Below are 26,242 nucleotides of genomic sequence, written 5' to 3' on the forward strand. Positions count from 1 at the left end.
ACCAAAGAGCCAGGTCGGCTTTCAGGCCGCCTCGGCGGCTGTGGCGGTAGTCGCCCCCTCGAGAGGCCGAGTGGAGGTTCTGCGCAGTGGGCAACCCGGCATGGATGCCGGGTTAGCCGCCCCCGGCCATGGATGGCCGATGGCGGCGGGCCCACGGAGCAGGACCGGAGCGAGGGCATGCCGAGCCTTAGCGAGGCACCGAACGAAAGGGGCAGAAGCGCTTTGGTTACTTTCGCGCTTTTCGAAAGTGACTCGCTGTAAAAGCGAAACCATAAGCCGCCGTTACCGCATCAACGGATATACACACAATCAAAAAACTAAGCCTGCCTAAACCTCATCAACTTCTTCAACAACGGCCGCCCAACCATCAACAAAAACACCGGCCCCCCCACCACCAGATAAAAGTAATAAGTCACCGCCCGCCAAATCAAAATCGCCGCCGCCGCAGTAGATTTCCCCACCATGGGCGCCAGCAATGCAGCCGAGGTCAATTCCGCCGCCCCGGCGCCCCCCGGCAACAGGCTGAACTGCCCCGCACTCAGCGAAAGCATCTGAATCAAAAAGCTCCAGGCCCACTGTAAATCCGCGCCGAGCCCGCGCAACGCCAGGTACAACACGCTATAGCGCAGCACCCAATGCACACAGGTCAGGGCAAACACCTTGATCAATGTCCGAAAGGGCAACTTCAGCGTGTCAGTGAACGCCGCAAGAAAGTGCAGGAGTTTTCGCGCCCAGCGCAGGCGCGTGGTGCCTTTGACATTGAGGCGTGCGAGCAGCCGCCCGCTCAGGCGAATCAGCAGCCGATGGTAGCGCGCGATCACCACACAACTGAGCAGCCCGCCGAACATCGATATCGCACTGACGGTCAGTAGCCACTCCATGCGTTCACTGAGGTGCTGGAACAGCGCATAAATCAGAATCCCGCTTAATGCGCAGAGAAAGAACAGCAGATCGCTGAGTTGGTCCATGGCGAAAACCGCACTGCCCCGTGCCGGACGCACCCCGTTGCGGGCCAGCAGCGCCATAATGGTCAGCGGTCCACCGCTGCCGCCCGGTGTGGCGCAGTAGGCGAACTCGGCAGCCATCACCACGCCGAGGCTTTTGACCGGGCTGACCTTGTCGCGCTCATCACCCAGCAACAGGCGCAAGCGCATCGTGTTCACCACCCAGCACAGCAGGATCATGCCGAACATGATCAGCAACCAGCTCAGTGGAAAGCTTTGCAATCGTGACCAGGTCTGGTTGCCACCCAGCAGCAGTGGAATCAGCACCGCCGCGAGCAGCGCGACAAACAGCAGAATCCCCCGGCTCATGCGGCGCGACCGATGCGGTCGCTGTGCAGCGCCAGCCAACGAGCCTTGGTCATCGGCATGCGGCCTTGGTCGAGTAATCGCTTGAGGGTGTGCAGCCAGTAATCGCGCGCGAACCGATGACGCATGTCCACCGGGTGCAGGCCCAGACGAATCACCGGCGCCTGGCGCAAGCGTTGCTCGCGCTGATCGCTGACGAGCTTCGACAAACCTCGCCGCCATGCGCTGCGCGCACTCCAGACCAGTCCCGGCGCATCGACCGGGGTGAAATCCGGCAGACGAAACAGATGCTGTGGATCACTGGTGTAACTCAGGGGTAACTGGCGCAAGGCCTGGCGTGTACCTTCGCTCATCAACCAGGCCGGAGCGACGAACCCTTCGAGCGGCCAGTGATAGCGATGAAACAGCTCGATACCTGCGCGCAGACGCGCGAGGGCTGCGTCCTGCGACAGCGTGTAGAACTCGCCTTCACGGGTATAAATGCGGCGCATGAACCAGTCTCGTGGCGTGTTGGGCAGCGGCTCGTCATCACAATGAAAATAGCCGTGCAGCGCCAGTTCGTCACCTCGGGCGACACGACCGGTCAGCAGGCGGCGCAACCCCGGGTGTGCCTCCAGATCGTTGTGTCTGTGGTAATCCGGCACCACCAGCCAGGTCATCGGCACTTCACCCAAGGCGTCGACGGCTTCGACAAAAGGTTGGTAATCGGCCCAGGTGTGCGGCGCGACGTCATGCAGCACGAGTAACAGGCAGGGCGCGTTCATGGGCTCAACCATTGGCGGCCAGCGGCCATTGATTGCCGAGGACGGCGTGATAGTGGCCCAACAGACTGTCGACCACCGCGTCCCACGAGTAATGCCGTTCGACATGGAGGCGTGCTTGTTGGCCGAGCGCGGCACTGCCTGAACTGAACAGCTCCCGCACCGCATTGGCCATCGCCACCGGGTCGTTCGGCGCGCACAGCAGCCCGCATTCTGCGCTGATGATTTCTTCAAAGGCTCCCGCCGCCACAGCTACTACCGGAATGCCGCTGGCCATGGCTTCGAGGATCACCAGGCCAAACGTTTCCTGGTCACCGGCATGCAGCAGCGCATCGGCGCTGGCCATCAACTTCGCCACCTGCGTGACGGGGCAGAACTCATGGATGACGGTGACGTTGTCCGGGACCACGACCGGCATCGACGACCCCACCAGCAACAGGTGATAACGCCGTCCCAGGCGCCGCATGCATTCCAGCAACACCGGCAGGTTTTTTTCCTTGGAACCACGTCCGGCAAAAATCAGCAGGTGCGTGTTTTCATTGATGCCCAGTTGCGTGCGCAGGCTTGGATCCCGGGCATCGGGATGAAAGGTTTGCAGGTCGACGCCCAGGGTTTGGACGAAAACGTTGTTCACGCCCAGGCTGGTCAGTTTGTCGGCCATGATCCGGCTCGGCGCCAAGACCCGGTCGAAGTTGCCGTAGAGCTTTTTGACATACGCTTCGACGTTGGTTGTGACCCAATTGCCCATGCGATTGCTGACCAGCAGCGGCAAGTCCGAGTGATAGAAGCCGATCACCGGCACGTCGAGTTGGCGGCGGGCATCGAGCGCCGCCCAGGCTGTGAGGTACGGGTCGCCGACTTCGATCAGATCGGGCTGCAAATCCTGCAGGACATTTCGCCAAGGGGCGAGACGGAGAGGGAAACGATAACCCTTGCCGAAGGGCAGGGCAGGGGCCGGAACCGTGTAAACGCCGTCCTGTTCGCTGAGATGTGAACCGGGGATCAGCAGGCTGTGGCGAATGCCGGGTTTGACGCCCAGGCGACGGTGTTTTGCATCCAGATACGTGCGCACGCCACCGCTGGCAGGGGCGTAGAACATGGTTATGTCCGCGATGTGCACGATGAACATCCCTCCGGTCCGTTGTACTCCCTTGGTTGACCTTAATGAAGAATAGATGTTCGGCTGGGGTTTTGTGGTGTGTTACAGACTTCGCGGGCAAGCCTCGCTCCTACAGGTTCACGTAAAACCTTGTAGGAGCGAGGCTTGCCCGCGAAGGGGCCCTCAGAATCGCATTAGATCCGGAAACTACCGACCAACTGCTTGAGACGCGCCGCCTGCTGCTCCAGGTCCGAACACGCCCGCAACGTCGATTGCAGGTTTTCCACCCCTTCCTGGTTCAACGTATTGATCTCGGTAATGTCGACGTTGATCGACTCCACCACCGCCGTCTGTTCCTCGGTTGCCGTCGCCACGGACTGGTTCATCCCGTCGATCTCACCAATGCGCAACGTCACGCTGTTCAGGCGTTCGCCCGCCAGGTTGGCGATTTCCACGCTGTCCTGACTGTGGCGCTGGCTGTCGCTCATGGTGCTGACGGACTCGCGGGCGCCGATTTGCAGCTCCTCGATCATGGTCTGCACCTGCTGCGCCGATTCCTGGGTGCGGTGTGCCAGGTTGCGCACTTCATCGGCCACCACGGCAAAACCACGCCCGGCTTCACCGGCACGGGCTGCTTCGATCGCGGCGTTGAGCGCCAGCAGGTTGGTTTGCTGGGAAATGCTGGTGATCACTTCGAGAATCTGCCCGATGTTCACGGTTTTGCTGTTCAGCGATTCGATGTTGGTGCTCGAAGCGCTGAGCATGCTCGACAGTTGGTTCATCGCGACAATGCTGCGATCCACCACCTGCTGGCCGTCTTCGGCGAGGTTTCGGGCATCGCTGGCCTGGCTCGACGCCTGGGCGGCGTTGCGCGCGATTTCCTGGGCCGCGGCACCGAGCTGATTGATCGCGGCGGCGACGCTGCTGGTGCGCGAAGCTTGCTGGTCGGAGTTGTACATCGACGAGTTGGAAGCCGCGACTACACGCAGCGCCACTTCGTTGACCTGGCCGGTGGCCGAAGACACTTCGCGGATCGAACCGTGAATGCGCTCCACGAAACGGTTGAACGCGGTGCCCAGGAGGCCGAATTCATCGTTGTTCTGGATAGTGAGGCGTTTGGTCAGGTCGCCCTCACCGTCAGCAATGTCGGCCATGGCGCGGGTCATGACGTGCAGCGGCTGGATCAGGATGCGGATCAGCATGCCCAGCAAGGCAATGATGATCGCAACTGCGATGACGGTCGCAACGACCGCCGAGGCGCGGAAATCGCTGAGTTTCGCGAAGGCTTTGTCCTTATCCACCGACAGACCGATGTACCAGTTGACGGAAGACAGGCCTTTGATCGGGGTGAAAGTGACGATGCGGGTTTTGCCATCGACTTCCACTTCACTGAAATCGCTGCTGATGCGCGGTGTGTTTTTCGGATACGACTCAGCCAGGGATTTCATCACCAGCGCTTTGTCCGGGTGCACCAGGATCTTGCCGTCGGCGCTGACCAGGAACGCATAACCCATGCCATCGAAGTCCAGCGCATTCAGGCTGTCGGCGATCACTTGCAGGCTCAGGTCACCACCGACCACGCCAATGTTCTGGCCGTCCTTGAGCACACTGTTGACGATGGAGATGACCAGTTGGCCAGAGGCCAGATCGATGTAGGGTTCGGTCAGCGCCGAGCCGCTGGTGCTTTGGGCGCTTTTGTACCAAGGACGGGCGCGCGGGTCATAGCCATCCGGCATTTTGCTGTCCGGGCGGATGATGAAGGTGCCATCCTTGTTGCCAATGTAAGCACCCATGAAGGTCGACGTCACCGCCTTCTGCTCCAGCAGCTTGGCGACGTTGCCGATGTCCGGGTTCAGCGCGGCGTTTTGTGCGAGGTTTTCGATCAGCAGACTGCGTCCGGTCAGCCAGGTCTGGATATTGTTGGCAGTCACGCTGCCCATTTTTTGCAGATTCTTGTCCAGGTCCTCGCGAATGGCGTTGCGCTGTAGATAGTCGTTGTACAGGGTGAACGAGGCGAACGCGGCAATGACGATGAGGGCGGCGGCAAGCAGGATTTTATGGCTGAAGCGCAGATTTTTGTTCATGGCTTGGGGTTCCGCTAAGGTCTTAATGCCCAAGGCGTGCTTTTATAAGGAAGCGCGCAGTGGGCGGTCATGAAAACAAGCTGATATTTCCGTCCTCTCCTTGGGGGGATTACCGAAGCTTTTCAGTCTTTTATATCGGCCGTGCAGGATTAAAGATTAACCATGGGTGACCAAATGCCTGATTCATCGCAACTCGTTATCGGTGCCGATCTCGCGGGGCAACCGATCGCCCAGGCCATGCGCCTGGCGAACCGTCACGGTCTGGTCGCGGGCGCTACCGGGACCGGCAAGACCGTCACCTTGCAACGACTGGCCGAAGCGTTCAGCGATGCCGGCGTGGCGGTGTTCGCGGCGGACATCAAAGGTGACCTGTGCGGTCTCGGCGCTGCCGGCAACCCGCAGGGCAAGATCGCCGAGCGAATCGCCGGGATGCCCTGGCTGAATCACACGCCGCAGGCGTACCCGGTCACTTTGTGGGACATTCACGGCCAGTCCGGTCATCCCTTGCGCACAACCTTGAGCGAAATGGGCCCGCTGTTGATTGGCGCCCTGCTGGAGTTGACCGACAGCCAGCAATCGGCGCTGTACGCCGCGTTCAAAGTGGCGGACCGCGAAGGCCTGTTGCTGCTGGACTTGAAGGACCTGAAGGCACTGCTCAATCACCTGCGCGACCACCCCGAATTGCTGGGCGACGACGCCGCGTTGATGACCACCGGTTCCAGCCAGGCTCTGTTGCGCCGATTGGCGACCCTGGAGCAACAAGGTGCTGAGGCCTTGTTCGGCGAGCCGGCGCTGCAACTCGAAGACATTCTGCAACCGACCGCCGAGGGGCGCGGGCGCATTCACTTGCTCGATGCCAGTCGTCTGGTGCACGAAGCGCCGAAGGTCTACGCGACGTTCCTGTTGTGGCTGCTGGCTGAACTGTTCGAGCAACTGCCGGAGCGCGGCGATGCCGACAAACCGCTGCTGGCGCTGTTTTTCGACGAAGCCCATTTATTGTTTGCCGATACGCCCAAGGCGTTGCAGGAACGTCTGGAGCAAGTGGTGCGGCTGATTCGCTCGAAAGGCGTGGGCGTGTATTTCGTCACCCAATCGCCGGGCGACCTGCCAGATGACGTGCTGGCGCAGCTCGGCCTGCGTATCCAGCATGGTTTGCGTGCGTTCACTGCCAAGGAACAAAAATCCCTTCGGGCCGTGGCCGAGGGATTCCGGCCGAACCCGGCGTTCGATGCCTTGTCGGTGCTGACCGAACTGGGGATCGGCGAGGCGCTGGTGGGCACATTGCAGGACAAAGGCACGCCAGAGATGGTCCAGCGCGTCCTGGTGGCACCGCCGCAATCACGGATCGGGCCGCTGAGCGAAACCGAGCGCACGCTGCTGATCGCCGGCTCGCCGTTCAAGGGGCGGTATGACAAACCGGTGGATCGCGAATCAGCCTATGAAGTGCTGATGGGGCGCAAAGGCCTGGCGCCGGAACCCGAAGCGGCACCGGGCAAACCTGCGCCAGAAGAACCGAGCTTCACCGACAAGGCCGGGGAGCTTCTCGGCACGGCCGCAGGGCAGGCGCTGAAGTCGGCGATGCGACAGGCGGCCAATCAGCTTGGTCGGCAACTGGTGCGCGGGTTGATGGGGTCACTGCTCGGCGGCAGCAAACGCCGCTAATTTCCTGGCGTATGCATGCCCTGTAGGAGCGAGGCTTGCCCGCGAAGGGGCCCTTGAAGCCGCCAAAAGCTTCGCGGGCAAGTCGGATCGCCGCACCGCTCGCTCCTACAAGGTCCAGGTGATTTCAATCCTTGGGTTTGGCGTGAGCGGCCAGTCGTTCGAGGGCAGCCCTGAGATTAGGATCGCTGATCCCCTCAGCCGTAGCCTGGATCGTCGCCCCCGCATCCGTCGACAAACTGATGGTATGCCCGGCCGCTCCTTGCTGAACGGTCGGCGGCTGCACCTTGAACAGAATCCGCGTCAGGCTGGCGAACTCATCAAACATCTGCAACTGCCGTTGCAGACGCTTCTGTTGATAGCGCAGACGCGTTGCCCAATGTCCGTCAGTGACAATCAGCAACAAGCTGCCTTCGCGCCACGACGCCACATGGCAATGTTCGCGCGCAGCGGGCTGCAATTGGCTTTCGAGCAGACGTTGTAAATGACCCAGGCGTTGAGCATGGCCAAAAATGGCTTTCAGCGGTTTGGCTTCGCGAAGCAGAACGGCGGGTGCTCTGGCCGTAAGAGGGCGAAATGCCATGATCAGACACCTGAAGTAACAGAGCCGCCATGGTAGCAGAAAGCACTGGTTGCACCCGACCCATTGCTTTGCGCGCGCTTTACCCATTAAATCAACAAGTAACTTCTGCCGTCAGTGGCTTGAAGTTCAGCAAAAAGCCCTTATTTTAAGTGAGCCCCGTAACAGCGCAGTGCATGCATCGTGGAACAACGCCACTTTCCTCACCATCGTTTCCGGGTAGAATGCTCGTTCGCATGCGGCCATGAGGGCTGCACGGGCGACTCACGGGGCCGCCCTCCATCCCTTTAGTGTGGAAGATCCTGCCGATATGTTTGCGCCTTTGTTAAAGAAACTTTTTGGAAGCAAGAACGAGCGTGAAGTCAAACGCATGCTCAAGACGGTGCAACTCGTCAATGCCTTCGAAGAGCAAATGGTGGCCCTTTCGGACGATCAATTGCGTGCCAAGACGGATGAGTTCAAGGCCCGCATCGCCAAAGGGGAAACCCTCGACAAGCTGCTGCCAGAAGCCTTTGCGGTCGCCCGCGAAGCCGGCAAGCGCGTCATGGGTATGCGCCACTTCGATGTCCAGCTGATCGGCGGCATGACCTTGCATGAAGGCATGATCGCGGAAATGCGTACCGGTGAAGGCAAGACCCTGGTGGCCACACTGGGCGTTTACCTCAACGCGCTGTCCGGCAAAGGCGTGCACGTTGTTACCGTGAACGACTATCTGGCCCGCCGTGACGCCAACTGGATGCGTCCGCTCTACGAATTCCTCGGCATGACGGTCGGTGTGGTTACACCTTTCCAGCCGCCGGAAGAGAAACGTCAGGCCTACGCCGCCGACATCACCTACGGCACCAACAACGAATTCGGTTTCGACTACCTGCGCGACAACATGGCGTTCAGCATGGAAGAAAAATTCCAGCGCGAACTCAACTTTGCCGTGATCGACGAAGTCGACTCCATCCTCATCGACGAAGCCCGTACCCCGCTGATCATTTCCGGTCAGGCCGAGGACAGCTCGAAGCTGTACATCGAGATCAACAAACTGATCCCGCAGCTGCAATTGCACGTCGAAGAAGTCGAAGGCGAAGTCACCAAGGCCGGCCATTACACCGTCGACGAGAAGACCCGTCAGGTCGAACTCAACGAAGCCGGTCACCAGTTCATCGAAGACATGCTGACCCGCGTCGGCCTGCTGGCTGAAGGCGAGAGCCTGTATTCGGCGCATAACCTGGGCCTGCTGACCCACGTCTATGCCGGCCTGCGTGCGCACAAGCTGTTCAACCGCAACGTTGAATACATCGTGCAGGACGGTCAGGTTGTCCTGGTCGACGAACACACCGGTCGTACCATGCCGGGTCGCCGTTTGTCCGAAGGCCTGCACCAGGCTATCGAAGCCAAGGAAAACCTGAACATCCAGGCCGAAAGCCAGACATTGGCGTCGACCACGTTCCAGAACTACTTCCGTCTGTACAACAAGTTGTCCGGCATGACCGGTACCGCAGACACCGAAGCGTTCGAATTCCACCAGATCTACGGCCTGCAGGTCATGGTGATCCCGCCGAACAAGCCTTTGGCGCGTAAAGACTACAACGACCTGGTGTTCCTGACCGCCGAAGAGAAATACGCGGCGATCATCAACGACATCAAGGAGTGCATGACTCACGGCCGTCCGGTGCTGGTGGGTACTGCAACCATCGAAACTTCCGAGCACATGTCTGCGCTGCTGCAGAAGGAAGGCATCGAGCACAAGGTCCTGAACGCCAAGTTCCACGAAAAAGAAGCCGAAATCATTGCCCAGGCCGGTCGTCCAGGCGCACTGACCATCGCTACCAACATGGCCGGTCGTGGTACCGACATTCTGTTGGGCGGCAACTGGGAAGTGGAAGTCGCGTCTCTGGAAGACCCGACGCCGGAGCAGATTGCCCAGATCAAGGCCGACTGGCAGAAGCGTCACCAGCAAGTGCTGGAGTCGGGTGGCTTGCAGGTGATTGCGTCCGAACGTCACGAATCGCGCCGTATCGACAACCAGTTGCGTGGTCGTGCCGGTCGTCAGGGTGACGCCGGTTCGAGCCGTTTCTACCTGTCGCTGGAAGACAGCCTGATGCGCATCTTCGCCTCTGACCGGGTGAAGAACTTCATGAAAGCATTGGGCATGCAGTCCGGTGAAGCGATCGAGCACCGCATGGTGACCAACGCCATCGAGAAGGCTCAGCGCAAGGTTGAAGGCCGCAACTTCGACATTCGTAAACAACTGCTCGAGTTCGATGACGTCAACAACGAACAGCGTAAAGTGATCTATCACATGCGCAACACGTTGCTGGCCGCCGACAACATCGGTGAAACCATCGCCGACTTCCGTCAGGACGTACTCAACGCTACCGTCAGCGCTCACATTCCACCGCAGTCGCTGCCTGAGCAGTGGGACGTGGCGGGTCTGGAAGCAGCGTTGCAGAGCGACTTCGGTGTGGCGCTGCCGATCCAGCAATGGCTCGACGAAGACGATCACCTGTACGAAGAAACCCTGCGCGAGAAGCTGATGCAGGAGCTCATCGCGGCGTACAACGAGAAAGAAGACCAGGCGGGCGCCGACGCGCTGCGCACCTTCGAGAAGCAAATCGTGCTGCGCGTGCTGGACGACCTGTGGAAAGACCACCTGTCGACCATGGACCACCTGCGTCACGGCATTCACTTGCGTGGCTATGCGCAGAAGAACCCGAAGCAAGAGTACAAGCGCGAGTCGTTCACGCTGTTCTCCGAGCTGCTGGATTCGATCAAGCGCGACTCGATCCGTGTGCTGTCGCACGTTCAGGTCCGCCGCGAAGATCCGATCGAAGAAGAGCAACGCCTGCGCCAGGAAGCCGAAGCACTGGCGGCGCGCATGCAGTTCGAGCACGCTGAAGCACCTGGTCTTGATCAACCGGAACAGCTGGGTGAAGAGCTCGATGTAGCCCTCGCCACCGCACCGGTTCGCAACGAACAGAAGCTGGGCCGTAACGAACTGTGCTACTGCGGTTCGGGCAAGAAGTTCAAGCATTGCCACGGGCAGATCCAGTAAAACCCGTTTCATACGCTGAAATACCCGCGCCGCGACCGGCATCAGCCGTCGCGGCGTTTTGCCATTTACACCACCGTTCTTCCTGAAAGCGGTGCAGACATCATTTATTAAGGAGCGCATTCATGGCTGTTGGTCTTGGTCCTTTGCCAACGTTGCACCCGGTTGCCGGTTTTGAACTCGGTATCGCCTCGGCCGGCATCAAGCGTCCTGGACGCAAGGATGTCGTGGTCATGCGCTGCGCCGAAGGCTCCACCGTGGCAGGCGTGTTCACCCTGAACGCCTTTTGCGCCGCTCCGGTGATCCTGGCCAAGCAGCGTGTGCAAGGTCCGGTGCGTTACCTGCTGACCAACACCGGCAACGCCAACGCCGGCACCGGCGAACCGGGTCTGGCGGCCGCCGAGCGCACCTGCGCGAAACTGGCCGAACTGACCGGCGTCGATGCCAGCCTGGTGCTGCCGTACTCCACCGGTGTGATCGGCGAACCGCTGCCGGTCGAGAAGATCGAAGGCGCGCTGCAAGCCGCTCTCGACGACCTGTCGGTGAACAACTGGGAAGCTGCCGCCACCGGCATCATGACTACCGATACCCTGCCGAAGGGCGCCAGCCGCCAGTTCCAGCATGACGGCGTGACCATCACCGTTACCGGCATCAGCAAAGGCGCGGGCATGATCCGTCCGAACATGGCAACCATGCTCGGCTACATCGCCACCGACGCCAAAGTCTCCCGCGACGTGTTGCAAAACCTGTTGCTGGACGGCGCCAACAAGTCGTTCAACCGCATCACCATCGACGGCGACACCTCGACCAACGACTGCTGCATGCTGATCGCTACCGGTCAGGCGGCACTGCCGGAAATCACCTCCGCCAGTGGTGAACTGTTCGCCAAGCTGAAACAGGCTGTGTTCGAAGTGTGCATGGACGTGGCCCAGGCCATCGTGCGTGACGGCGAAGGCGCGACCAAGTTTGTCACCGTTGAAGTCAACGGCGGTGGCAATCACCAGGAATGCCTGGACGTCGGCTACACCGTGGCGCACTCGCCGCTGATCAAGACCGCGCTGTTCGCATCCGACCCTAACTGGGGCCGCATCCTGGCTGCCGTTGGCCGTGCCGGCGTACCGAATCTGGACGTGAGCAAGATCGACGTGTTCCTCGGCGAAGTCTGCATCGCCAGCCGTGGCGCCCGCGCATCGACTTACACCGAAGCCCAGGGCGCAGCGGTGATGCAGCAGGAAGAAATCACCATCCGTATCGAACTGGGTCGCGGCGATTGCAGCGAAACCATCTGGACCACGGACCTGTCCCACGAATACGTGAAGATCAACGCCGAGTACCGTACATAAGACAGATCGCTTTCGCGGGCAAGCCTCGCTCCTACAAGGATCGCGCAATCCCTGTAGGAGCGAGGCTTGCCCGCGAAGAGGTCCGATCAGACACCAAAGATTCTGGCCTGTCCCCCCTCATCAAAAGGTCCCGAACATGAGCCTCCACCTGATCATCGGCGACAAATTGCATTCCTCCTGGTCCCTGCGCGGCGCCCTGGCCCTTGACCTGGCCGGCGCCCCGTACACCGAAGAATTGATCAAACTGAACCAGCCGGACACTCGCGAGCAGTTGCTCAAGCATTCGCCGACCGCCAAAGTCCCGTTGCTGAAAACCGAGCACGGCACCATCGCCGATTCCCTGGCGATTGCCGAGTACCTGGCCGAACAATTCCCTGATGCCGGCCTCTGGCCCAAAGACGTCGCGGCCCGCGCCCAGGCACGTTCGGCCTGTGCACAGATGCACGCCGGCTTCTTCGCCATGCGCGGCAACATGCCGTTTGACCTGAGCCGCGACGCACCTTTGTCGCCGGTCCCGGCCGACGTCCAGGCGGACATCGAACGCATGCTGGCGTTGTGGGCCGAGTGCCGCGCAGCCGCGACCGAAACCGGTCCATACCTGTTTGGCCGCGCGACCCTGGCCGATGCCTTCTTCGCACCGATTGCCGTGCGCCTTCGCACCTACCAGGTGAAATTGCCGGTGGCGGACGAGGCCTACGTCGAAACGATCTACCAATGGCCAGCCTTCAAGGCCTGGCAAAAGGCGGGTCTGGAGGAGGTCGGGCAGTGAAACGAGTACACGTAGCCGCCGCGGTTATCCGCGATAGCAGCGGCAAGATCCTTATCGCCCGGCGCGCCGACACTCAGCATCAGGGCGGTCTTTGGGAATTCCCGGGTGGCAAGGTCGAGTCCGACGAATCCGTGGAAACTGCACTGGCCCGTGAGCTTCATGAAGAGTTGGGAATTGTGGTCAATGCCGCGCGACCGCTGATAAAGGTCCGCCATGACTACCCGGACAAACAAGTGTTGCTGGATGTCTGGGAGGTCTCGGACTTTTCCGGCGAACCTCACGGCGCCGAAGGCCAGCCTTTGGAATGGGTGGCGCCGCGTGATCTGCCGGGCTATGAGTTTCCGGCCGCCAACCAGCCAATCGTTGCGGCGGCGCGATTGCCTTCGGCTTACCTGATTACGCCTGAAGATCTGGAAACCCCTGCGTTGCTACGCGGTATTCAGAAAGCCATCGCCAACGGCATCAAGTTGATCCAGCTGCGGGCGCCCAACGGCTACGACCCGAAATACCGCGATCTGGCGGTGGACGCGGCCGGGCTGTGTGCCGGCAAGGCGCAGTTGATGATCAAGGGGCCGTTCGAATGGTTGGGCGATTTCCCGTCGGCCGGTTGGCACATCACCTCGGCACAGCTGCGCAAATACGCAGCGGCCGGTCGTCCGCTGCCGGCGTCGCGCTGGTTGGCGGCGTCCTGCCATAACGCCGAGGAACTGGCGCTGGCCGAGCAGATGGGCGTGGACTTTGTGACCCTGTCGCCGGTGCAGCCGACCCTGACGCATCCGGGGGCTCAGCCGCTGGGTTGGGAGAAGGCTTCGACGTTGATCGAAGGTTTCAGCAAGCCGGTGTTCTTGCTCGGTGGTGTTGGACCGGCGCAAGTTGATCAGGCTTGGGCGGCAGGCGCCCAAGGTGTGGCGGGGATCCGGGCGTTCTGGCCGGATTCTTTGGTGTAGCTGCCGGCCTATTCGCGGGCAAGCCTCGCTCCTACAGGGATATGCATTCTTCAGTAGGAGCGAGGCTTGCCCGCGAAGGCGTCCTTAAGAGTGCCGCTTAAACCCCGGGTTTCGCAGCAGGCTGCCACAAAATCTCCGCAACCCCCTGGCGCCTGGCAATCACCCGCGCCACCACAAACAACAGATCCGACAACCGATTGATGTACGCCAGGCCAACCCCGGCCAACGGTTCAAGCGCATTCAAATGCTGACACCGGCGCTCGGCACTGCGCGCCAGGCTTCGGCACACATGCGCTTGCGCAATCAGTGCCGAACCGCCCGGCAGAATGAAATTCTCCAGGGGCCCCAGCTCTTCATTCCACACATCGATCGCTGCTTCCAGGCGTTCGATTTCTGCTGCATTCAACGCCTGATATTCCGGCATGGCCAGTTCGCCACCGAGATCGAACAACCGATGCTGGCAAGGCGCCAATACCTCGATCACTTCGTTTAATCCGGGAAACTTTTCACGTTCCGCTTCGAGCCCGGCCAACAGCACGCCGACCTGGCTGTTCAATGAATCGACTTCGCCAATGGCTTCGATCCGCGGGTGGTCCTTGGGCACGCGGCGGCCGTCGCCCAGCCCCGTTTCGCCTTTGTCGCCGGTGCGGGTGTAGATCTTCGACAAGCGAAAGCCCATGGTTACCTCGAAAGCTGATTGAGTTCTTGGGAAACGAGCGGGGTGCTCGTCAACGGCAGGCGCAAGGTGAAACACGTGCCCTGGCCCAGGGTCGATTGCACTTCCATCTGACCCTTGTGGTTGTTGGTGATGATGAAATACGAAACCGACAAGCCAAGCCCGGTGCCCTGACCGATTTCCTTGGTGGTGAAGAAGGGTTCGAAGGTGCGTTTGCGCACGCTCTCGCTCATGCCGATGCCATTGTCCTCGACCTGGATTTCCGCCCACGGCGGATTGAGTCGGGTCCGCAGGATGATCCGTCCCGGCTCGCAGCCGTCCTCGCGCTGGTGAATGGCTTGCGCGGCATTTTTCAGCAGGTTGAGCAGCACCTGCTCAAGTTCGTTGGCGGTGCCGGGCACGGGGCCCAGAGCGGGGTCGAACTGACGAATGATCGCCTGACCCTTGAAGTCAAAGCCAATCGCCAGGTCAAAGTCGTTACCGGCGATTTCCACGGCTTGATCGATCAGCGCCGGCAAATCGCACGGCGCCATTTGCCGGGTGCTGCGGCGGCTGAAGCTGAGCATGTGGGTGACGATTTTCGCCGCCCGGGCGCCGGCCTGTTGAATGCCGTCGAGCAGCTGCGGCACCTCACGTACTTTCAGGTACTCGTTGACCGTATCCAGCTCAACGCCGACTTGTTCGGCCTGTTCGAGGTTTTTTGGCAAGTCCGGGGACAGGCGTCGACGAATGTTCTGCACGTTGTGCAGGATTGCGCCAAGCGGGTTGTTGATTTCGTGGGCCATGCCGGCGGCGAGGCCGCCAACCGAGAGCATTTTTTCCGACTGCACCATCATTTCCTCCAGCGACAGGCGCTGGGTGATGTCGTCGATGCGGATCACCACGCCACGACCGGCACCGCCCATCAGCGGGTAAAAGGTCAGGGCGTAATGCTTGGGTTCATCGTCCTTGAGCCAGGTCACGCGCTCGATCTTCGCCACCGTGTGCTGCTCGACGGTTTGCTTGAGCTGCGGCAAAAATGGTTTGAGCGGTTCGAACGCAAGGAAGATAGGCTGATTCAGCGCTTCGTCCAAGCGTGTGCCGGAGAGGGCGCTGGCCTCCTGATTCCACTGCGTCACGTAGAGCTGCTCGTCGAGGGCGATCAGCGCCGACGGCATGGAGTCGATGATGCTGTTGAGGTAATTCTGGAATCCGGTGAGTTTCTTCTCGATCTTGCTGCGCACCTGGACCTCGAGTTCCAGTTTGCGGTTGGTGTGGCGGGTTTCTTCGGCCAGGCCCTGGGCCTGATCGTAAGCGGCCTGGGATTCGTCCCGTGCCCGTTTGAGTTGCTGCTCCCGTGCCTCGATACGCGAGAGCATGGTGTTGAACGCCTCGGCCAGGCTGCCGATTTCGTCATGGTTGCCGCGTGAGGCGCGCAGGGCGTAGTTCTCCTCCCGGGTCACTTGCCGCGACAGCTCTTCGAGTTGATGGATCGGCCGGGTAATCAGGCGTTTGATCTGCCGGGCGATCACCAGCCATAACAGTACGCTGAAGATCAGAATGCCGAGGCTGGCCGTCAGGGTCCCGGTGTAGAAGGCCATCGGCAGTTCGCTGCTGGCGACCAGCAGCAGATGGCCGGGCGCGGTGCCGGGGCGGGGCAGGGTGATCACTTGGTTGCTGCGAAATTCGGTGGCTTGCCAGGATTCGATGTGGCGGTAACGCGCTGGCAGGCCCAAATGATCGCCACGTTGCAACTGCGCCAGCCTTTCGCCCTTGCCGTCATACAGGGCTGCCGCGCGCAGCGGTGAATAGCTGTTGAGCTCATTGAGCAGTCGCTCGGCATTTTGTGGTGACTGCAGCGCTTCAGCCACCAGGCTCGGGTTGGATACCAGTCGGCCGATGGTCTGCAAGGCCTGGGGCGCCATGCTTTCCTGGGAAATGTAGTACGCGGCGCTGATAAAGGTCAGGTTGGCGACCAGCAAAACGGTGGTCAACAGCACCAGCAGGGCGGCCAGCAGTTTCTGGCCGACGGGAAGGTTTTCAAGGCGCTGGCGCAATGGCATCAGGTTTATCGCTGAAAAGGAACAAGTGGCCAGCGTAGCCGCTGCTCAGTCGCTGGGCAATCCAAGGCTGTGCAGATGGGCGATCAAGCGTGATTCAAGCTGATTGAGGTGCGGCAGGTTCAGTTGGTGTCGCGAAGCCACTTTGCACACATAGCCCAACAGGTAGCTGATTTCGGTACGGCGTTGATTCGCAACGTCCTGATACATCGACGAGAAATTGGCTGCGGTGGCGTGGATCACCCGTTCCACTTCCGGCTGGAGGTTTTCGGCGGCGGCCGGCTGGCCACAGCGTTCAAGCAGCTCGGTCAGTTCGCCGCAGAGGGTCGCGACTTCGCAATGGTGGTCCTGCAAGCCGCCATTGCGGCAATCGTGCAACACCGTCAGTGGATTGATCGCGCAGTTGAGTGCCAGTTTCCGCCAAAGCCGGGTCAGAATGTCGGTGCTCCACTCGTGGGGAATCCCGGCGGCGCTCACGTCATCCAGCCAGATCGGCGCCACAGGATGACCGGCATCCCCCAGCCAGGTGTAACCGTGACCGGCGAATACCACGCGCCAGTCACCGTCGCGATACGCGCCTTCGGTGCTCGAAGCAAAAATGCAGCGCGCTTGCGGCACCTGCGCCGCAACGGCGTCCTGACTGCCAAGGCCGTTCTGCAACAGGATCAATTCGGCACCGGACGTGAGGCGCGGCGCCAGTCGGGCCACGGCTTGCTCGGCATCGTAGGCTTTGCAGGCCACCAGCAGGCGGTTGATCGGCTCATCGCTGTCGGTAGTTTCGCCGGGGATGGCATACGTTGTTGCTTCACCGTGCTCCACCAGCGTCAAGCCGCCCGCAGCCTGATAAGCCTGCAAGCGCGGCGCATCCCGCACGATCAGCCGGACCGGCACCCCGGCCCGCGCCAGACGCGTGGCCCATAAAGTGCCGAGGCTGCCGGCGCCCAGAACATGCCAGGTGGTGGACATCAGCTTTTTGCTCTGTTTGAGGCGTGCATCGGACGCTCGCAGTGAATGATGGGAAAGACCCGTTATAATCAGCGCGGATTTTAACCGCAAGCCAGGCGTGCTCCATCTTGATCGAGCGCGCCCTTTATTGGAGAGATTACATGCCGTCGTTCGACGTGGTATCCGAACTGGACAAACACGAAGTCACCAACGCGGTCGAGAACGCCGTCAAGGAACTCGATCGTCGTTATGACCTGAAAGGCAAGGGCACCTTCGAGTTCAAGGAAAAGGACCTGACCGTCAACCTGACCGCTGAAGCCGATTTCCAGCTCGAAGCAATGATTGAGATCCTCAAGCTGGCGCTGGTCAAGCGCAAGATCGACGTGCAGTGCCTTGAAGTCAAGGATGCCTATGCGTCGGGCAAGCTGATGAAGCAGGAAGCCGTTCTCAAGGAAGGCATCGACAAAGAGCTGGCAAAGAAAATCGTCGCTCACGTCAAGGACGCCAAGCTCAAGGTGCAGGCCGCCATTCAGGGCGAGCAAGTGCGCATTACCGGCAAGAAGCGTGACGATTTGCAGGAAGCCATCGCAGCCCTGCGCGCCAAGACATTCGACATGCCGTTGCAGTTCAACAACTTCCGCGACTGATTTTTTCAGGCGGGAACCTCTCGGCGTTTTCGGCGTCCGAGGCCCAAGCAGCGGCAGAAAGGCTGTCCCCGAACGGGAGCAGCCTTTCTGCCGCTTATTTTTTTCGCGTGCCGTGTGGCCGGAAATCAGGAGAATGTAGATGGACTTGAATGCTGAAGTGGACAACCTGGTCAAGGCGTCCCAAGCCTGGATTCCGATGATCATGGAATACGGCAGCCGGGTGCTGCTGGCGATCATCACCCTGGCCATCGGCTGGTGGTTGATCAACAAAGTGACGCAGAAGCTGGGCGGCCTGATCGCGTTGCGTAACGCTGACCTGGCGCTGCAAGGCTTCATCAGCAGCCTGGCGAACATTATTCTGAAGATCTTGCTGATCGTCAGCGTGGCGTCGATGATCGGTGTCGAAACCACCTCCTTCGTTGCTGCAATCGGTGCGGCCGGTCTGGCCATCGGTCTGGCGTTGCAGGGCAGTCTGGCGAACTTCGCCGGTGGCGTGCTGATTCTGTTGTTCCGTCCGTTCCGTATTGGTGACTGGATCGAAGCTCAAGGTGTTGCCGGTACGGTCGACAGCATTCAGATTTTCCACACCGTACTGCGCACTGGCGATAACAAGACCATCATCGTCCCGAACGGCAACTTGTCGAACGGCATTATCACCAACACTAACCGTCAACCCACCCGCAAGGTTGTGTTTGATGTGGGCGTGGATTACGAAGCGGACTTGCAGAAAGCCCGTGAAGTATTGCTGGACCTGGCCAAGGATGAACGCATCCTGGCTGAGCCAGCTCCGCAAGCTGTCATTTCTACCCTGGGCGACAGTTCGATCACTGTTTCCCTGCGAGTGTGGGTGAAGACGGCGGATTATTGGGATGTGATGTTCATGTTTAACGAACAGTCCCGTGACCGGTTGAAAACGGCCGGTATCGATATCCCGTTTCCACAGCGGGTGATTCGTGTGGTGCAGGAATCTGCGGTGCAGTAAGCAACACGCAGGCAACAAAAAGGCCCATCCGAAGATGGGCCTTTTTTATTTGTTACCGCAAACTAACTGGATGCGATTACAAAATCGACAGTGGGTAGTCGACGATCACACGGAACTCTTTCACGTCGCCTTCACCTTCGTCGGCGTTAGCAAAGTGCCAAGCTTGACGGAAGCGAACGGACAGATCTTTTGCCGGGCCAGACTGAACAACGTACTTGGCTTCGAAGTTGGTTTCGTTGTGCTTGCCATCTTCACCGTACAGGCCGGTGTAAGCGCTGCCTGCTGGGGTGTTGGTACCGTCGATGTCCCAACCTTTCACGTAACGGGTCATGAAGCTCAGACCTGGAACGCCGTACTCAGCCATTTTCAGATCGTAACGGATCTGGGCAGACTTCTCGCCAGGGGCGTTGAAGTCAGAGTACTGGATGGAGTTGGCGAGGAAGATCGAGTCGCCACCGCGGTTGTTCTTGCCGATACCGACGTAGTCGAACGGGGTATCGCCATTAACCTTTTGGAAGGCCAGGGTGATGGTGTGCGCTTTCAGGAACGAGAGAGCAGTTGCCAGCGAGAATGCGGTGTTGCTGATGTCACCAGCTTTCGAATCACCGGTATCGGTGGTGCGATAGATGTTGAAGTCAGTGTTCAGCGACGTGTCACCACCAAATGGAGTGGTGAGGTTCACGTTGGCGTAGTACTGGTTCCAGATGTCTTCCAGCTGGGCGCCATACAGCGATGCGGACAGGTTGTCGGTAATGCCGTACTTGCCACCGAAGTAGTCCATGCTTTTGGCTTTCACGCCAGCATAGTTTGCAAACAGGTCGCCGTCGCGGGAGTTTTTGTCCTGGCTGGAACCCGAGTAGAAGTGGCCGGCTTCGAGGTCAAGGTCTTTGACTTCGCTGCTCTGCAGTTGGATACCGCTGGCAACTTGAGGAAGGATACGGGAACCGCCAACAGCAAACACTGGAGCAGTGCTTGGCGACATGTCGCCGATTTTCAGCTCGGTTTTGGAAACGCGGAATTTAATGGCCGCGCCTGCTTTACCCTGGCTGTCGTTGACGTTGCGGCCACCGTTGGCGTTTACGACGTCGCTACGGCTCATGTTGCCCGAACCGGAAGTGCCATCGCCGCCATCCAGTTTGATGGCCAGGTAACCGAATGCATCAACACCAACGCCGACAGTACCTTGGGTGTAGCCGGAGTTGTAGGTGCCCCAGAGACCTTGGGTCCAGTCTTTGACGTCGCGGGCGCCGTCTTTGTTGTCACGGTTGAAGTAGTAGTTGCGGACCAGCAAGTTCAACGAGCTGTCTTCAACAAAACCTTTGGCTTCAGCCTGGTCACTTACGAAAGGTGCGGCCGTAGCCACTTGAGTACTGGCTGCTGCTGCAACTGCCAGTGCGATCATGCTCCACTTCATCACGCGCATCGTGATTTGCTCCTTTGGTTTTAGAAGAGTACTGCCGTCCCACCTGTTTTATTATCTGGGCGGCTCTTTCTTTTTGTGTCGGCGCAAACTTATATCACGCCGACCATGTTGGCGATACTTGCGTATCTATCCTTTCAGCTTCTTTACGACCCCGTCGCAAACAGCTTGGTAGATGTCGCAAATTTACAGCCCCAATGCAACCGGAATGACAACGTCATCGCTGTTTTCCAAGGCGTGAGCATCGGTAAAAAGAGTCCCTGGTGAAACGTTTGAATCTCCATCGGGCAACCCTGCCACTGTTTTTATTTGCCTGAAGGCTTCCACTTCCAGTGGTTGCATTGCAGGCGATGTGAGTGTGAATGCAACAAGCGTGCACAAATCAGAAAACTGCTGTTTTTTTTTCTGAACGCCTGCGTGTTACCGTAAAAACCTCATAAAACCGGGGGTTACAAGCACCTTTTAATGGGGCTTGACGCCACGGTTTGCATCGTGTTGCGCCCTCCTGGCCGACTGCGTGACAAACAAAAACGTTACCGGTTCACCCCGCCAGTGGGTAATTGGCGGATACCCGACGCACTCAGCGTAGACGCACTGTGCGGTTTTGGTGCAAAAAATTTTAATCGCTGTACTGAATTCATACAGCATGACTGCTGAGTGATTGCGAACAGGTCGTTGTCTGTCAGTCATTTCAGCGTTTTTTGCATGATCATCGGTTCTGTAATGGTGCGCCCTTGCGAAAAATGTCTCATGTCGGGGCGCGCATTCTGCAGGTCGCTCGAATTTCGATGGGCCTTCGGCCGTGGTTCGTCGTGAAGGCGGTGGTGTTCACAGGTATGCTGCCGTCCTGTCGCTTGGTGCGTCGTCCTGCGTGGAGGGGCGCTAAGCTGAAAATGATGACTAGACGGGAGTGCGCGCAGTGTTCGCTTTAGATCCACGACTTCAACAAGACACGTTACCGATCGGGGATTTCCCGCTCAGCCGGTTGCTGTTGTCCAATGATTCGAACTACCCGTGGTTCATCCTGGTACCTCGTCGCGACGATATCAGCGAGATATTTCAGTTGGATGTCGCTGATCAGGTGCAGCTCTGGAAGGAAACGACTGCGCTGGCGGAAATGCTCAAGGACTCGTTCGACGCGGATAAATTGAACGTCGCGGCCCTGGGTAACGTCGTCAGTCAGTTACACATGCATGTGATTGTGCGCAAGCGTGAGGATGCCGCCTGGCCAGCCCCGGTCTGGGGCAAGCACCCGGCGAAGCCTTACAGTGCAGAGCAGATCGCGGTGATTCGCGAGCGGCTGCGCCTGGTGTTGACCGATGATTTTACGTTTCTGGAGGGTTGAATCATGAGCCTGGAAGAACGCGTTACCGATCTGGAGAGCCAGCTGGCCTTTCAGGATGACACCATCCAGGCATTGAGCGATGTGCTGGCGACGCAGCAGCGTGCCGTTGAGCGTCTGCAACTGCAAATGGCGGCCTTGCTCAAGCGCCAGGAGGAAATGGCCGGCCAGTTCGAAACGTTCGAAGAAGAAGCGCCACCGCCGCATTACTGAACATGCAGGCGTAAAAAAACCGCGAGCAGCCTGGCTGTTCGCGGTTTTTTTTAGCCTTGAATCAGCGTCGCGGAAGAGCGGCGATCACGTCTTCGGCTTGCAGGCCCTTGTCACGATTCATGACGGAGAACTCCACGCGCTGGCCTTCGACCAGGACGCGATGACCCTCGCCACGAATGGCCCGGAAATGCACGAAAATATCATCGCCGGAATCACGGGAAATAAACCCGAAGCCTTTGGAAGTGTTGAACCACTTCACGGTGCCGGTATCGCGGTTGGTCATGTCATAGCTTGGCGAAGCGGTGGCCGGTGAAGATTTGTAGAAGCTGATGGCCAGATGAAGAAGCACGGCGATCAGGGCCGCCACCAGGCTGAACAGTACGGCAGGTTGACCGGCGATGACAGGCATCGGCGCGAGCAGCGTCAGGGTTTGCAATACGACAGTCAGAACCAGCAGGGCGCTGACCAGGTTTTGCAGTTGATGACGCGGGCCTTTGTTCCAGTAAGGGATTACAGGTGCGAGGGTAAGGTTGAGCAGGCCGAAAAAGGCCAGGTAAAGCGCATCGGGTTGTTGCAGGTAAGGAACAGCTTCGGATCGCAGGCTAGGGATGAAGGACAGCAGCAGGGCCGCTGCGCCCATTAGCAGGTGGACGATTTTCAACATTTTGATTAACTCACGTTAAGACGGATCACAAGGAAGAGCTGATGGAGCACGGTTCGCTTCAGAACAATAAGAGGCGTTGAGCACGTACTCGTTATCAGCCTATGCGCAACGCCCGGAAAAATAGGGCTTTGCGACACACTGCCTATTTAACAGCAAAGCTTGCGGCTACTCAAATCAGGGAGTCCAGCGGTGCATCGGGGGCGATATGTCGCAGGGAGCGGGGGCATTCCCGCCTGCGGTGTGGCGACAGGCTTGCTAGAGTGGTCCTGCACCTGTCGGATGAATTTGATCACCTTTAGGGGAAAAGCATGGCAATCGATATCGGTATCAGTGAAGAGGATCGCAAGTTCATCGTCGACGGACTTTCGCGTCTGCTGTCGGACACTTATGTACTTTATTTGAAAACCCATAATTTCCACTGGAATGTCACCGGTCCCATGTTTCGGACCCTGCACCTGATGTTCGAGGAGCAATATAACGAGTTGGCCCTGGCGGTCGATTCGATTGCCGAGCGCATTCGCGCGCTGGGCTTTCCTGCTCCGGGTGCCTATTCCATTTATGCGCGCCTTTCTTCTATCAAGGAGGAACCGGGCGTGCCCAGCGCAGAAGGCATGATCAAGCAACTGGTCGAAGGGCAGGAGGTCGTCACGCGTACGGCGCGGGGGATCTTTCCCCTGCTCGACAAAGTCAGCGACGAGCCCACGGCGGATTTGCTGACCCAGCGTATGCAGGTTCACGAGAAAACCGCATGGATGTTGCGCGCCTTGCTGGATGAGTAACGCGTTCAGTGCGCGGATGGAGCCTTGCAGGTGTTATCCGCGCGCTGTCGTTTCGGCCTCTCTTCGTTGAATGATCTTACGTCAGTAGGTGTAGGAAATTGTCCGGACTAGGACGGTCTCCATGATCCGCCTTCAGTTGTTGGCTTATCCTACGTGGATGGTCAAAAAGTCATCTGGATATAACTTTGCGCCTGCGCTTTTATAAGAATCACAGCATGACTCTTATAAGAACCAGGGATGGCAAAGGAGTGTCAACGGTATGGTTTATGAAGACAGGCGAAGCGAGGGGAGGAACGGTTCATTCAAGGATGTAAGGATCGATCCGTTTGTCAGTGAGTTCGATATGGGCCTGGCCCAGCCATTATCCCGATCCGTACGCTTGAATGGCTTTGCCACCTGCTTGCGGCTTGAGCAGGTGTATTGGGATATTTTGGGGGAAATGGCCAGGATCAATTGCTGTTCGGTCAGTGCGTTGTTGTCTCACGTGGATCGAGAAGTGCATTTGCGTCACGGCGGGGTGAAGAATTTCAGCGGGCTGGTGCGGGTTGTCTGCGTTGTGCACAGCCTGAAGGAAGGGAGTTGCGTCGTCATGGCCTAGCCGTGATGGCGGAATGCATCGTGTGTCAGTCTGTGCAGTCTTACGGCTGCACAGGCTGCATTTAATGGATATAATCCCGCTCTTTGCCGCAAAACCCAGCGTGCGCGGTAGCAATCTGATCGCCGAGACAACCCCCATGCCGATGTACGACTATCAATGTGCTTCCTGTGGTCATCAGTTGGAAGCCATTCAAAAGATCAGCGCAGCACCGCTGGTCGACTGCCCTGCCTGCCAGGCGCCAGAGCTCAAGAAGATGCTGTCCATGCCGGGCTTCCGCCTTAGCGGCACCGGCTGGTACGAAACCGATTTCAAGACCGGTTCCAAGAAGAACCTGGCCGGCGGCGATAAAGCCGACTAGGGTCTGGAACCTGAGTTGAACGACACGTGCGAGCTCTTGCACCATCCCGTGTGCAAGGCCTCTAACCGAATTTCGAATTACGAGAAGTGAAACCACTACCATGATGCGCAGCCATTATTGCGGCCAACTGAACGAAAGCCTGGAAGGCCAGGAAATTACCCTTTGCGGATGGGTTCACCGTCGCCGTGACCACGGTGGGGTGATTTTCCTCGATATCCGTGATCGTGACGGTCTGGCCCAGGTGGTGTTCGACCCGGACCGCGCTGAAACCTTCGCCGCCGCCGACCGCGTGCGCAGCGAATACGTGGTTAAAGTGACCGGCAAGGTCCGCCTGCGTCCGGCCGGTGCCGGCAACGCCAACATGGCGTCGGGCATGATCGAAGTGCTGGGCTACGAGCTGGAAGTACTGAACGAATCGGAAACCCCGCCGTTCCCGCTCAACGAATATTCCGAAGTGGGCGAAGAAACCCGTCTGCGCTATCGCTTCCTTGACCTGCGTCGCCCGGAAATGGCCGAGAAGCTGCGTCTGCGTTCGCGCATGACCACCAGCATCCGTCGTTACCTCGACGAGAACGGTTTCCTCGACGTCGAAACGCCGATCCTGACCCGTGCCACCCCTGAAGGCGCACGTGACTACCTGGTGCCGAGCCGTACTCACGCTGGCTCGTTCTTCGCCTTGCCGCAATCGCCACAGCTGTTCAAGCAGCTGCTGATGGTGGCCGGCTTCGACCGTTACTACCAGATCGCCAAGTGCTTCCGCGACGAAGACCTGCGTGCCGACCGTCAGCCTGAATTCACCCAGATCGACATCGAAACCAGCTTCCTCGATGAAAAAGACATCATGGGCCTCACCGAAGGCATGATCCGCAACCTGTTCAAGGAAGTGCTGGATCTGGAATTCGGTGAATTCCCGCACATGACCTTCGAAGAGGCCATGCGTCGTTACGGTTCCGACAAACCGGACCTGCGTAACCCGCTGGAACTGGTGGACGTTGCCGATCAACTGAAAGAAGTCGACTTCAAGGTCTTCAGTGGCCCGGCCAACGATCCGAAATGCCGTATCGCTGCCCTGCGTGTTCCTGGCGCAGCGAGCATGCCGCGCAAGCAGATCGACGACTACACCAAGTTCGTCGGCATCTACGGTGCCAAGGGCCTGGCGTACATCAAGGTCAACGAGCGCGCCAAAGGCGTTGAAGGCCTGCAGTCGCCAATCGTCAAGAACATCCCTGAAGCCAACCTCAACGTGATCCTCGATCGCGTTGGCGCAGTGGATGGCGACATCGTGTTCTTCGGTGCCGACAAAGCCAAGATCGTCAGCGAAGCCTTGGGTGCACTGCGGATCAAGGTCGGTAACGACCTGGACCTGCTGACCTGCAAGTGGGCGCCAATGTGGGTCGTCGACTTCCCGATGTTCGAAGAAAACGACGACGGCAGCTTCACTGCCTTGCACCACCCGTTCACCGCGCCGAAATGCACCCCGGAAGAGCTGGAAGCCAACCCGGCGACCGCCCTGTCCCGTGCCTACGACATGGTTCTGAACGGCACCGAGCTGGGTGGCGGTTCGATCCGTATCCACCGCAAGGAAATGCAACAGACGGTATTCCGCCTGCTGGGTATCAACGAAGCGGAACAGGAGGAGAAATTCGGCTTCCTGCTCGACGCCCTGAAATACGGCGCGCCGCCGCACGGTGGTCTGGCCTTCGGTCTGGACCGTCTGGTGATGCTGATGACCGGCGCCCAGTCGATCCGTGAAGTGATCGCCTTCCCGAAAACCCAGAGTGCTGCCGACGTGATGACGCAAGCACCGGGTGTGGTCGATGCCAAGGCATTGCGCGAACTGCACATTCGTCTGCGCGAAACGCCAAAGGCTGAGTAAGGCTGACCCTGAAGGCGCATCCTCATGGGATGCGCCTTTTCTTCAGGTCGAGATTTTTTGTTTGCTGGCCGGCACTCCGTGTGTGGCGGGCAATGTTTCAAAGAGAAT

General features: G+C 59.1%; 23 protein-coding genes. 13 read left to right on the plus strand and 10 right to left on the minus strand.

What is annotated here, in order from left to right; all coding sequences use genetic code 11:
• Positions 1-317: 317 nt before the first annotated feature.
• The 4 genes from KGB25_RS09755 to KGB25_RS09770 all read right to left on the minus strand — a co-directional run bounded on the left by KGB25_RS09755 (position 318) and on the right by KGB25_RS09770 (position 5,254).
• Positions 318-1,313 carry a YbhN family protein gene (locus KGB25_RS09755; protein WP_008043336.1) on the minus strand — a complete coding sequence of 332 codons (996 nt, stop codon included), beginning with the start codon at positions 1,311-1,313 and terminating at the stop codon, positions 318-320.
• The gene (locus KGB25_RS09760; RefSeq protein ID WP_223434866.1) at positions 1,310-2,086 is read right to left on the minus strand and encodes a DUF2334 domain-containing protein; all 777 of its coding nucleotides are present in this window, start codon (positions 2,084-2,086) and stop codon (positions 1,310-1,312) included. Before KGB25_RS09760 ends, KGB25_RS09755 begins: the two co-directional genes overlap by 4 nt.
• Entirely contained in the window at positions 2,079-3,200 is a 1,122-nt protein-coding gene (locus KGB25_RS09765) for a glycosyltransferase family 4 protein (protein ID WP_008043334.1), read from the minus strand. The genes KGB25_RS09760 and KGB25_RS09765 overlap by 8 nt, the downstream gene beginning before the upstream one ends.
• 164 nt (positions 3,201-3,364) lie before the next feature.
• Positions 3,365-5,254: a methyl-accepting chemotaxis protein gene (locus tag KGB25_RS09770; RefSeq protein ID WP_192230039.1), complete on the minus strand. Its 1,890-nt coding sequence runs from the start codon at positions 5,252-5,254 to the stop codon at positions 3,365-3,367.
• 174 nt (positions 5,255-5,428) lie between these two features.
• Here KGB25_RS09770 and KGB25_RS09775 point away from each other — a divergent pair, with 174 nt between their 5' ends.
• On the plus strand, positions 5,429-6,916 hold the full coding sequence (locus tag KGB25_RS09775) for a helicase HerA-like domain-containing protein (protein WP_032832797.1): 1,488 nt from the start codon (positions 5,429-5,431) through the stop codon (positions 6,914-6,916).
• Positions 6,917-7,040: 124 nt separating this feature from the next.
• Here KGB25_RS09775 and KGB25_RS09780 read toward each other — a convergent pair whose 3' ends face one another.
• On the minus strand, positions 7,041-7,496 hold the full coding sequence (locus tag KGB25_RS09780) for a DUF721 domain-containing protein (RefSeq protein ID WP_008029261.1): 456 nt from the start codon (positions 7,494-7,496) through the stop codon (positions 7,041-7,043).
• 307 nt (positions 7,497-7,803) lie between these two features.
• On the opposite strand from KGB25_RS09780, the gene secA reads away from it, so the two are divergent.
• The 4 genes from secA (at position 7,804) to KGB25_RS09800 (ending at position 13,595) form a co-directional block, all read left to right on the plus strand.
• Complete coding sequence (gene secA / locus KGB25_RS09785; protein WP_032832795.1) at positions 7,804-10,539, plus strand: preprotein translocase subunit SecA; 2,736 nt, start codon at positions 7,804-7,806, stop codon at positions 10,537-10,539.
• A gap of 122 nt (positions 10,540-10,661) precedes the next feature.
• Positions 10,662-11,879, plus strand: a complete 1,218-nt coding sequence (gene argJ / locus KGB25_RS09790; RefSeq protein ID WP_008029257.1) for a bifunctional glutamate N-acetyltransferase/amino-acid acetyltransferase ArgJ — start codon at positions 10,662-10,664, stop codon at positions 11,877-11,879.
• Between the two features lie 136 nt (positions 11,880-12,015).
• Complete coding sequence (locus KGB25_RS09795; protein ID WP_192417097.1) at positions 12,016-12,648, plus strand: glutathione S-transferase family protein; 633 nt, start codon at positions 12,016-12,018, stop codon at positions 12,646-12,648.
• Positions 12,645-13,595 (plus strand): Nudix family hydrolase, encoded by a 951-nt coding sequence (locus KGB25_RS09800; RefSeq protein ID WP_223434867.1) that lies wholly within the window; start codon positions 12,645-12,647, stop codon positions 13,593-13,595. Before KGB25_RS09795 ends, KGB25_RS09800 begins: the two co-directional genes overlap by 4 nt.
• Before the next feature lie 97 nt (positions 13,596-13,692).
• Here KGB25_RS09800 and KGB25_RS09805 read toward each other — a convergent pair whose 3' ends face one another.
• The 3 genes from KGB25_RS09805 to KGB25_RS09815 are packed head-to-tail and all read right to left on the minus strand — an operon-like array spanning position 13,693 to position 17,276.
• Positions 13,693-14,274 carry a cob(I)yrinic acid a,c-diamide adenosyltransferase gene (locus KGB25_RS09805; RefSeq protein ID WP_223434868.1) on the minus strand — a complete coding sequence of 194 codons (582 nt, stop codon included), beginning with the start codon at positions 14,272-14,274 and terminating at the stop codon, positions 13,693-13,695.
• A 2-nt stretch (positions 14,275-14,276) separates the two neighbouring features.
• Positions 14,277-16,313 carry an ATP-binding protein gene (locus KGB25_RS09810; protein WP_223434869.1) on the minus strand — a complete coding sequence of 679 codons (2,037 nt, stop codon included), beginning with the start codon at positions 16,311-16,313 and terminating at the stop codon, positions 14,277-14,279.
• Positions 16,314-16,358: 45 nt separating this feature from the next.
• Positions 16,359-17,276, minus strand: a complete 918-nt coding sequence (locus tag KGB25_RS09815) for a putative 2-dehydropantoate 2-reductase (protein WP_207285462.1) — start codon at positions 17,274-17,276, stop codon at positions 16,359-16,361.
• 140 nt (positions 17,277-17,416) lie between these two features.
• On the opposite strand from KGB25_RS09815, the gene KGB25_RS09820 reads away from it, so the two are divergent.
• Both KGB25_RS09820 and KGB25_RS09825 read left to right on the plus strand, forming a co-directional pair.
• Positions 17,417-17,902: a YajQ family cyclic di-GMP-binding protein gene (locus KGB25_RS09820; protein WP_007906601.1), complete on the plus strand. Its 486-nt coding sequence runs from the start codon at positions 17,417-17,419 to the stop codon at positions 17,900-17,902.
• A 139-nt stretch (positions 17,903-18,041) separates the two neighbouring features.
• Complete coding sequence (locus KGB25_RS09825) at positions 18,042-18,884, plus strand: mechanosensitive ion channel family protein (RefSeq protein WP_008029242.1); 843 nt, start codon at positions 18,042-18,044, stop codon at positions 18,882-18,884.
• 76 nt (positions 18,885-18,960) lie between these two features.
• On the opposite strand, the gene KGB25_RS09830 is transcribed toward KGB25_RS09825, so the two are convergent.
• The gene (locus KGB25_RS09830; protein ID WP_008043324.1) at positions 18,961-20,307 is read right to left on the minus strand and encodes an OprD family porin; all 1,347 of its coding nucleotides are present in this window, start codon (positions 20,305-20,307) and stop codon (positions 18,961-18,963) included.
• A 916-nt stretch (positions 20,308-21,223) separates the two neighbouring features.
• On the opposite strand from KGB25_RS09830, the gene KGB25_RS09835 reads away from it, so the two are divergent.
• Both KGB25_RS09835 and KGB25_RS09840 read left to right on the plus strand, forming a co-directional pair.
• Entirely contained in the window at positions 21,224-21,649 is a 426-nt protein-coding gene (locus KGB25_RS09835) for an HIT domain-containing protein (RefSeq protein WP_008029239.1), read from the plus strand.
• A gap of 3 nt (positions 21,650-21,652) precedes the next feature.
• The gene (locus KGB25_RS09840) at positions 21,653-21,859 is read left to right on the plus strand and encodes a SlyX family protein (RefSeq protein WP_008029236.1); all 207 of its coding nucleotides are present in this window, start codon (positions 21,653-21,655) and stop codon (positions 21,857-21,859) included.
• 61 nt (positions 21,860-21,920) lie between these two features.
• On the opposite strand, the gene KGB25_RS30450 is transcribed toward KGB25_RS09840, so the two are convergent.
• On the minus strand, positions 21,921-22,523 hold the full coding sequence (locus KGB25_RS30450; protein WP_008029235.1) for a cold-shock protein: 603 nt from the start codon (positions 22,521-22,523) through the stop codon (positions 21,921-21,923).
• 308 nt (positions 22,524-22,831) lie between these two features.
• Between KGB25_RS30450 and KGB25_RS09850 the strand changes: the two genes are divergently transcribed.
• From KGB25_RS09850 to aspS, 4 genes are all read left to right on the plus strand, one after another.
• Positions 22,832-23,302 (plus strand): Dps family protein, encoded by a 471-nt coding sequence (locus tag KGB25_RS09850; RefSeq protein WP_223434870.1) that lies wholly within the window; start codon positions 22,832-22,834, stop codon positions 23,300-23,302.
• 259 nt (positions 23,303-23,561) lie between these two features.
• Positions 23,562-23,900: a ribbon-helix-helix domain-containing protein gene (locus tag KGB25_RS09855; protein WP_008029232.1), complete on the plus strand. Its 339-nt coding sequence runs from the start codon at positions 23,562-23,564 to the stop codon at positions 23,898-23,900.
• A gap of 136 nt (positions 23,901-24,036) precedes the next feature.
• Entirely contained in the window at positions 24,037-24,258 is a 222-nt protein-coding gene (locus tag KGB25_RS09860) for an FmdB family zinc ribbon protein (protein WP_010457489.1), read from the plus strand.
• Positions 24,259-24,358: 100 nt separating this feature from the next.
• Positions 24,359-26,134, plus strand: coding sequence for an aspartate--tRNA ligase (aspS, locus tag KGB25_RS09865; RefSeq protein WP_008029229.1), 1,776 nt, complete (start codon positions 24,359-24,361; stop codon positions 26,132-26,134).
• Positions 26,135-26,242 lie beyond the last annotated feature (108 nt).

Source organism: Pseudomonas sp. BF-RE-21, assembly GCF_019947305.1.
In the GTDB taxonomy this organism is placed as follows: domain Bacteria; phylum Pseudomonadota; class Gammaproteobacteria; order Pseudomonadales; family Pseudomonadaceae; genus Aquipseudomonas; species Aquipseudomonas migulae.

What these genes read in the sequence shown, in the direction of transcription:
- KGB25_RS09850 (WP_223434870.1), top strand. Translation starts at nt 22,832, where the DNA reads ATGGCAATCGATATCGGTATCAGTGAAGAGGATCGCAAGTTCATCGTC.
- KGB25_RS09815 (WP_207285462.1), bottom strand. Translation starts at nt 17,276, where the DNA reads ATGTCCACCACCTGGCATGTTCTGGGCGCCGGCAGCCTCGGCACTTTA.
- KGB25_RS09840 (WP_008029236.1), top strand. Translation starts at nt 21,653, where the DNA reads ATGAGCCTGGAAGAACGCGTTACCGATCTGGAGAGCCAGCTGGCCTTT.
- secA (WP_032832795.1), top strand. Translation starts at nt 7,804, where the DNA reads ATGTTTGCGCCTTTGTTAAAGAAACTTTTTGGAAGCAAGAACGAGCGT.
- KGB25_RS09810 (WP_223434869.1), bottom strand. Translation starts at nt 16,313, where the DNA reads ATGCCATTGCGCCAGCGCCTTGAAAACCTTCCCGTCGGCCAGAAACTG.
- KGB25_RS09820 (WP_007906601.1), top strand. Translation starts at nt 17,417, where the DNA reads ATGCCGTCGTTCGACGTGGTATCCGAACTGGACAAACACGAAGTCACC.
- KGB25_RS09830 (WP_008043324.1), bottom strand. Translation starts at nt 20,307, where the DNA reads ATGCGCGTGATGAAGTGGAGCATGATCGCACTGGCAGTTGCAGCAGCA.
- KGB25_RS09770 (WP_192230039.1), bottom strand. Translation starts at nt 5,254, where the DNA reads ATGAACAAAAATCTGCGCTTCAGCCATAAAATCCTGCTTGCCGCCGCC.
- argJ (WP_008029257.1), top strand. Translation starts at nt 10,662, where the DNA reads ATGGCTGTTGGTCTTGGTCCTTTGCCAACGTTGCACCCGGTTGCCGGT.
- KGB25_RS09855 (WP_008029232.1), top strand. Translation starts at nt 23,562, where the DNA reads ATGGTTTATGAAGACAGGCGAAGCGAGGGGAGGAACGGTTCATTCAAG.
- KGB25_RS09780 (WP_008029261.1), bottom strand. Translation starts at nt 7,496, where the DNA reads ATGGCATTTCGCCCTCTTACGGCCAGAGCACCCGCCGTTCTGCTTCGC.
- aspS (WP_008029229.1), top strand. Translation starts at nt 24,359, where the DNA reads ATGATGCGCAGCCATTATTGCGGCCAACTGAACGAAAGCCTGGAAGGC.
- KGB25_RS09755 (WP_008043336.1), bottom strand. Translation starts at nt 1,313, where the DNA reads ATGAGCCGGGGGATTCTGCTGTTTGTCGCGCTGCTCGCGGCGGTGCTG.
- KGB25_RS09775 (WP_032832797.1), top strand. Translation starts at nt 5,429, where the DNA reads ATGCCTGATTCATCGCAACTCGTTATCGGTGCCGATCTCGCGGGGCAA.
- KGB25_RS09760 (WP_223434866.1), bottom strand. Translation starts at nt 2,086, where the DNA reads ATGGTTGAGCCCATGAACGCGCCCTGCCTGTTACTCGTGCTGCATGAC.
- KGB25_RS09860 (WP_010457489.1), top strand. Translation starts at nt 24,037, where the DNA reads ATGCCGATGTACGACTATCAATGTGCTTCCTGTGGTCATCAGTTGGAA.
- KGB25_RS09765 (WP_008043334.1), bottom strand. Translation starts at nt 3,200, where the DNA reads ATGTTCATCGTGCACATCGCGGACATAACCATGTTCTACGCCCCTGCC.
- KGB25_RS09795 (WP_192417097.1), top strand. Translation starts at nt 12,016, where the DNA reads ATGAGCCTCCACCTGATCATCGGCGACAAATTGCATTCCTCCTGGTCC.
- KGB25_RS09805 (WP_223434868.1), bottom strand. Translation starts at nt 14,274, where the DNA reads ATGGGCTTTCGCTTGTCGAAGATCTACACCCGCACCGGCGACAAAGGC.
- KGB25_RS30450 (WP_008029235.1), bottom strand. Translation starts at nt 22,523, where the DNA reads ATGTTGAAAATCGTCCACCTGCTAATGGGCGCAGCGGCCCTGCTGCTG.
- KGB25_RS09825 (WP_008029242.1), top strand. Translation starts at nt 18,042, where the DNA reads ATGGACTTGAATGCTGAAGTGGACAACCTGGTCAAGGCGTCCCAAGCC.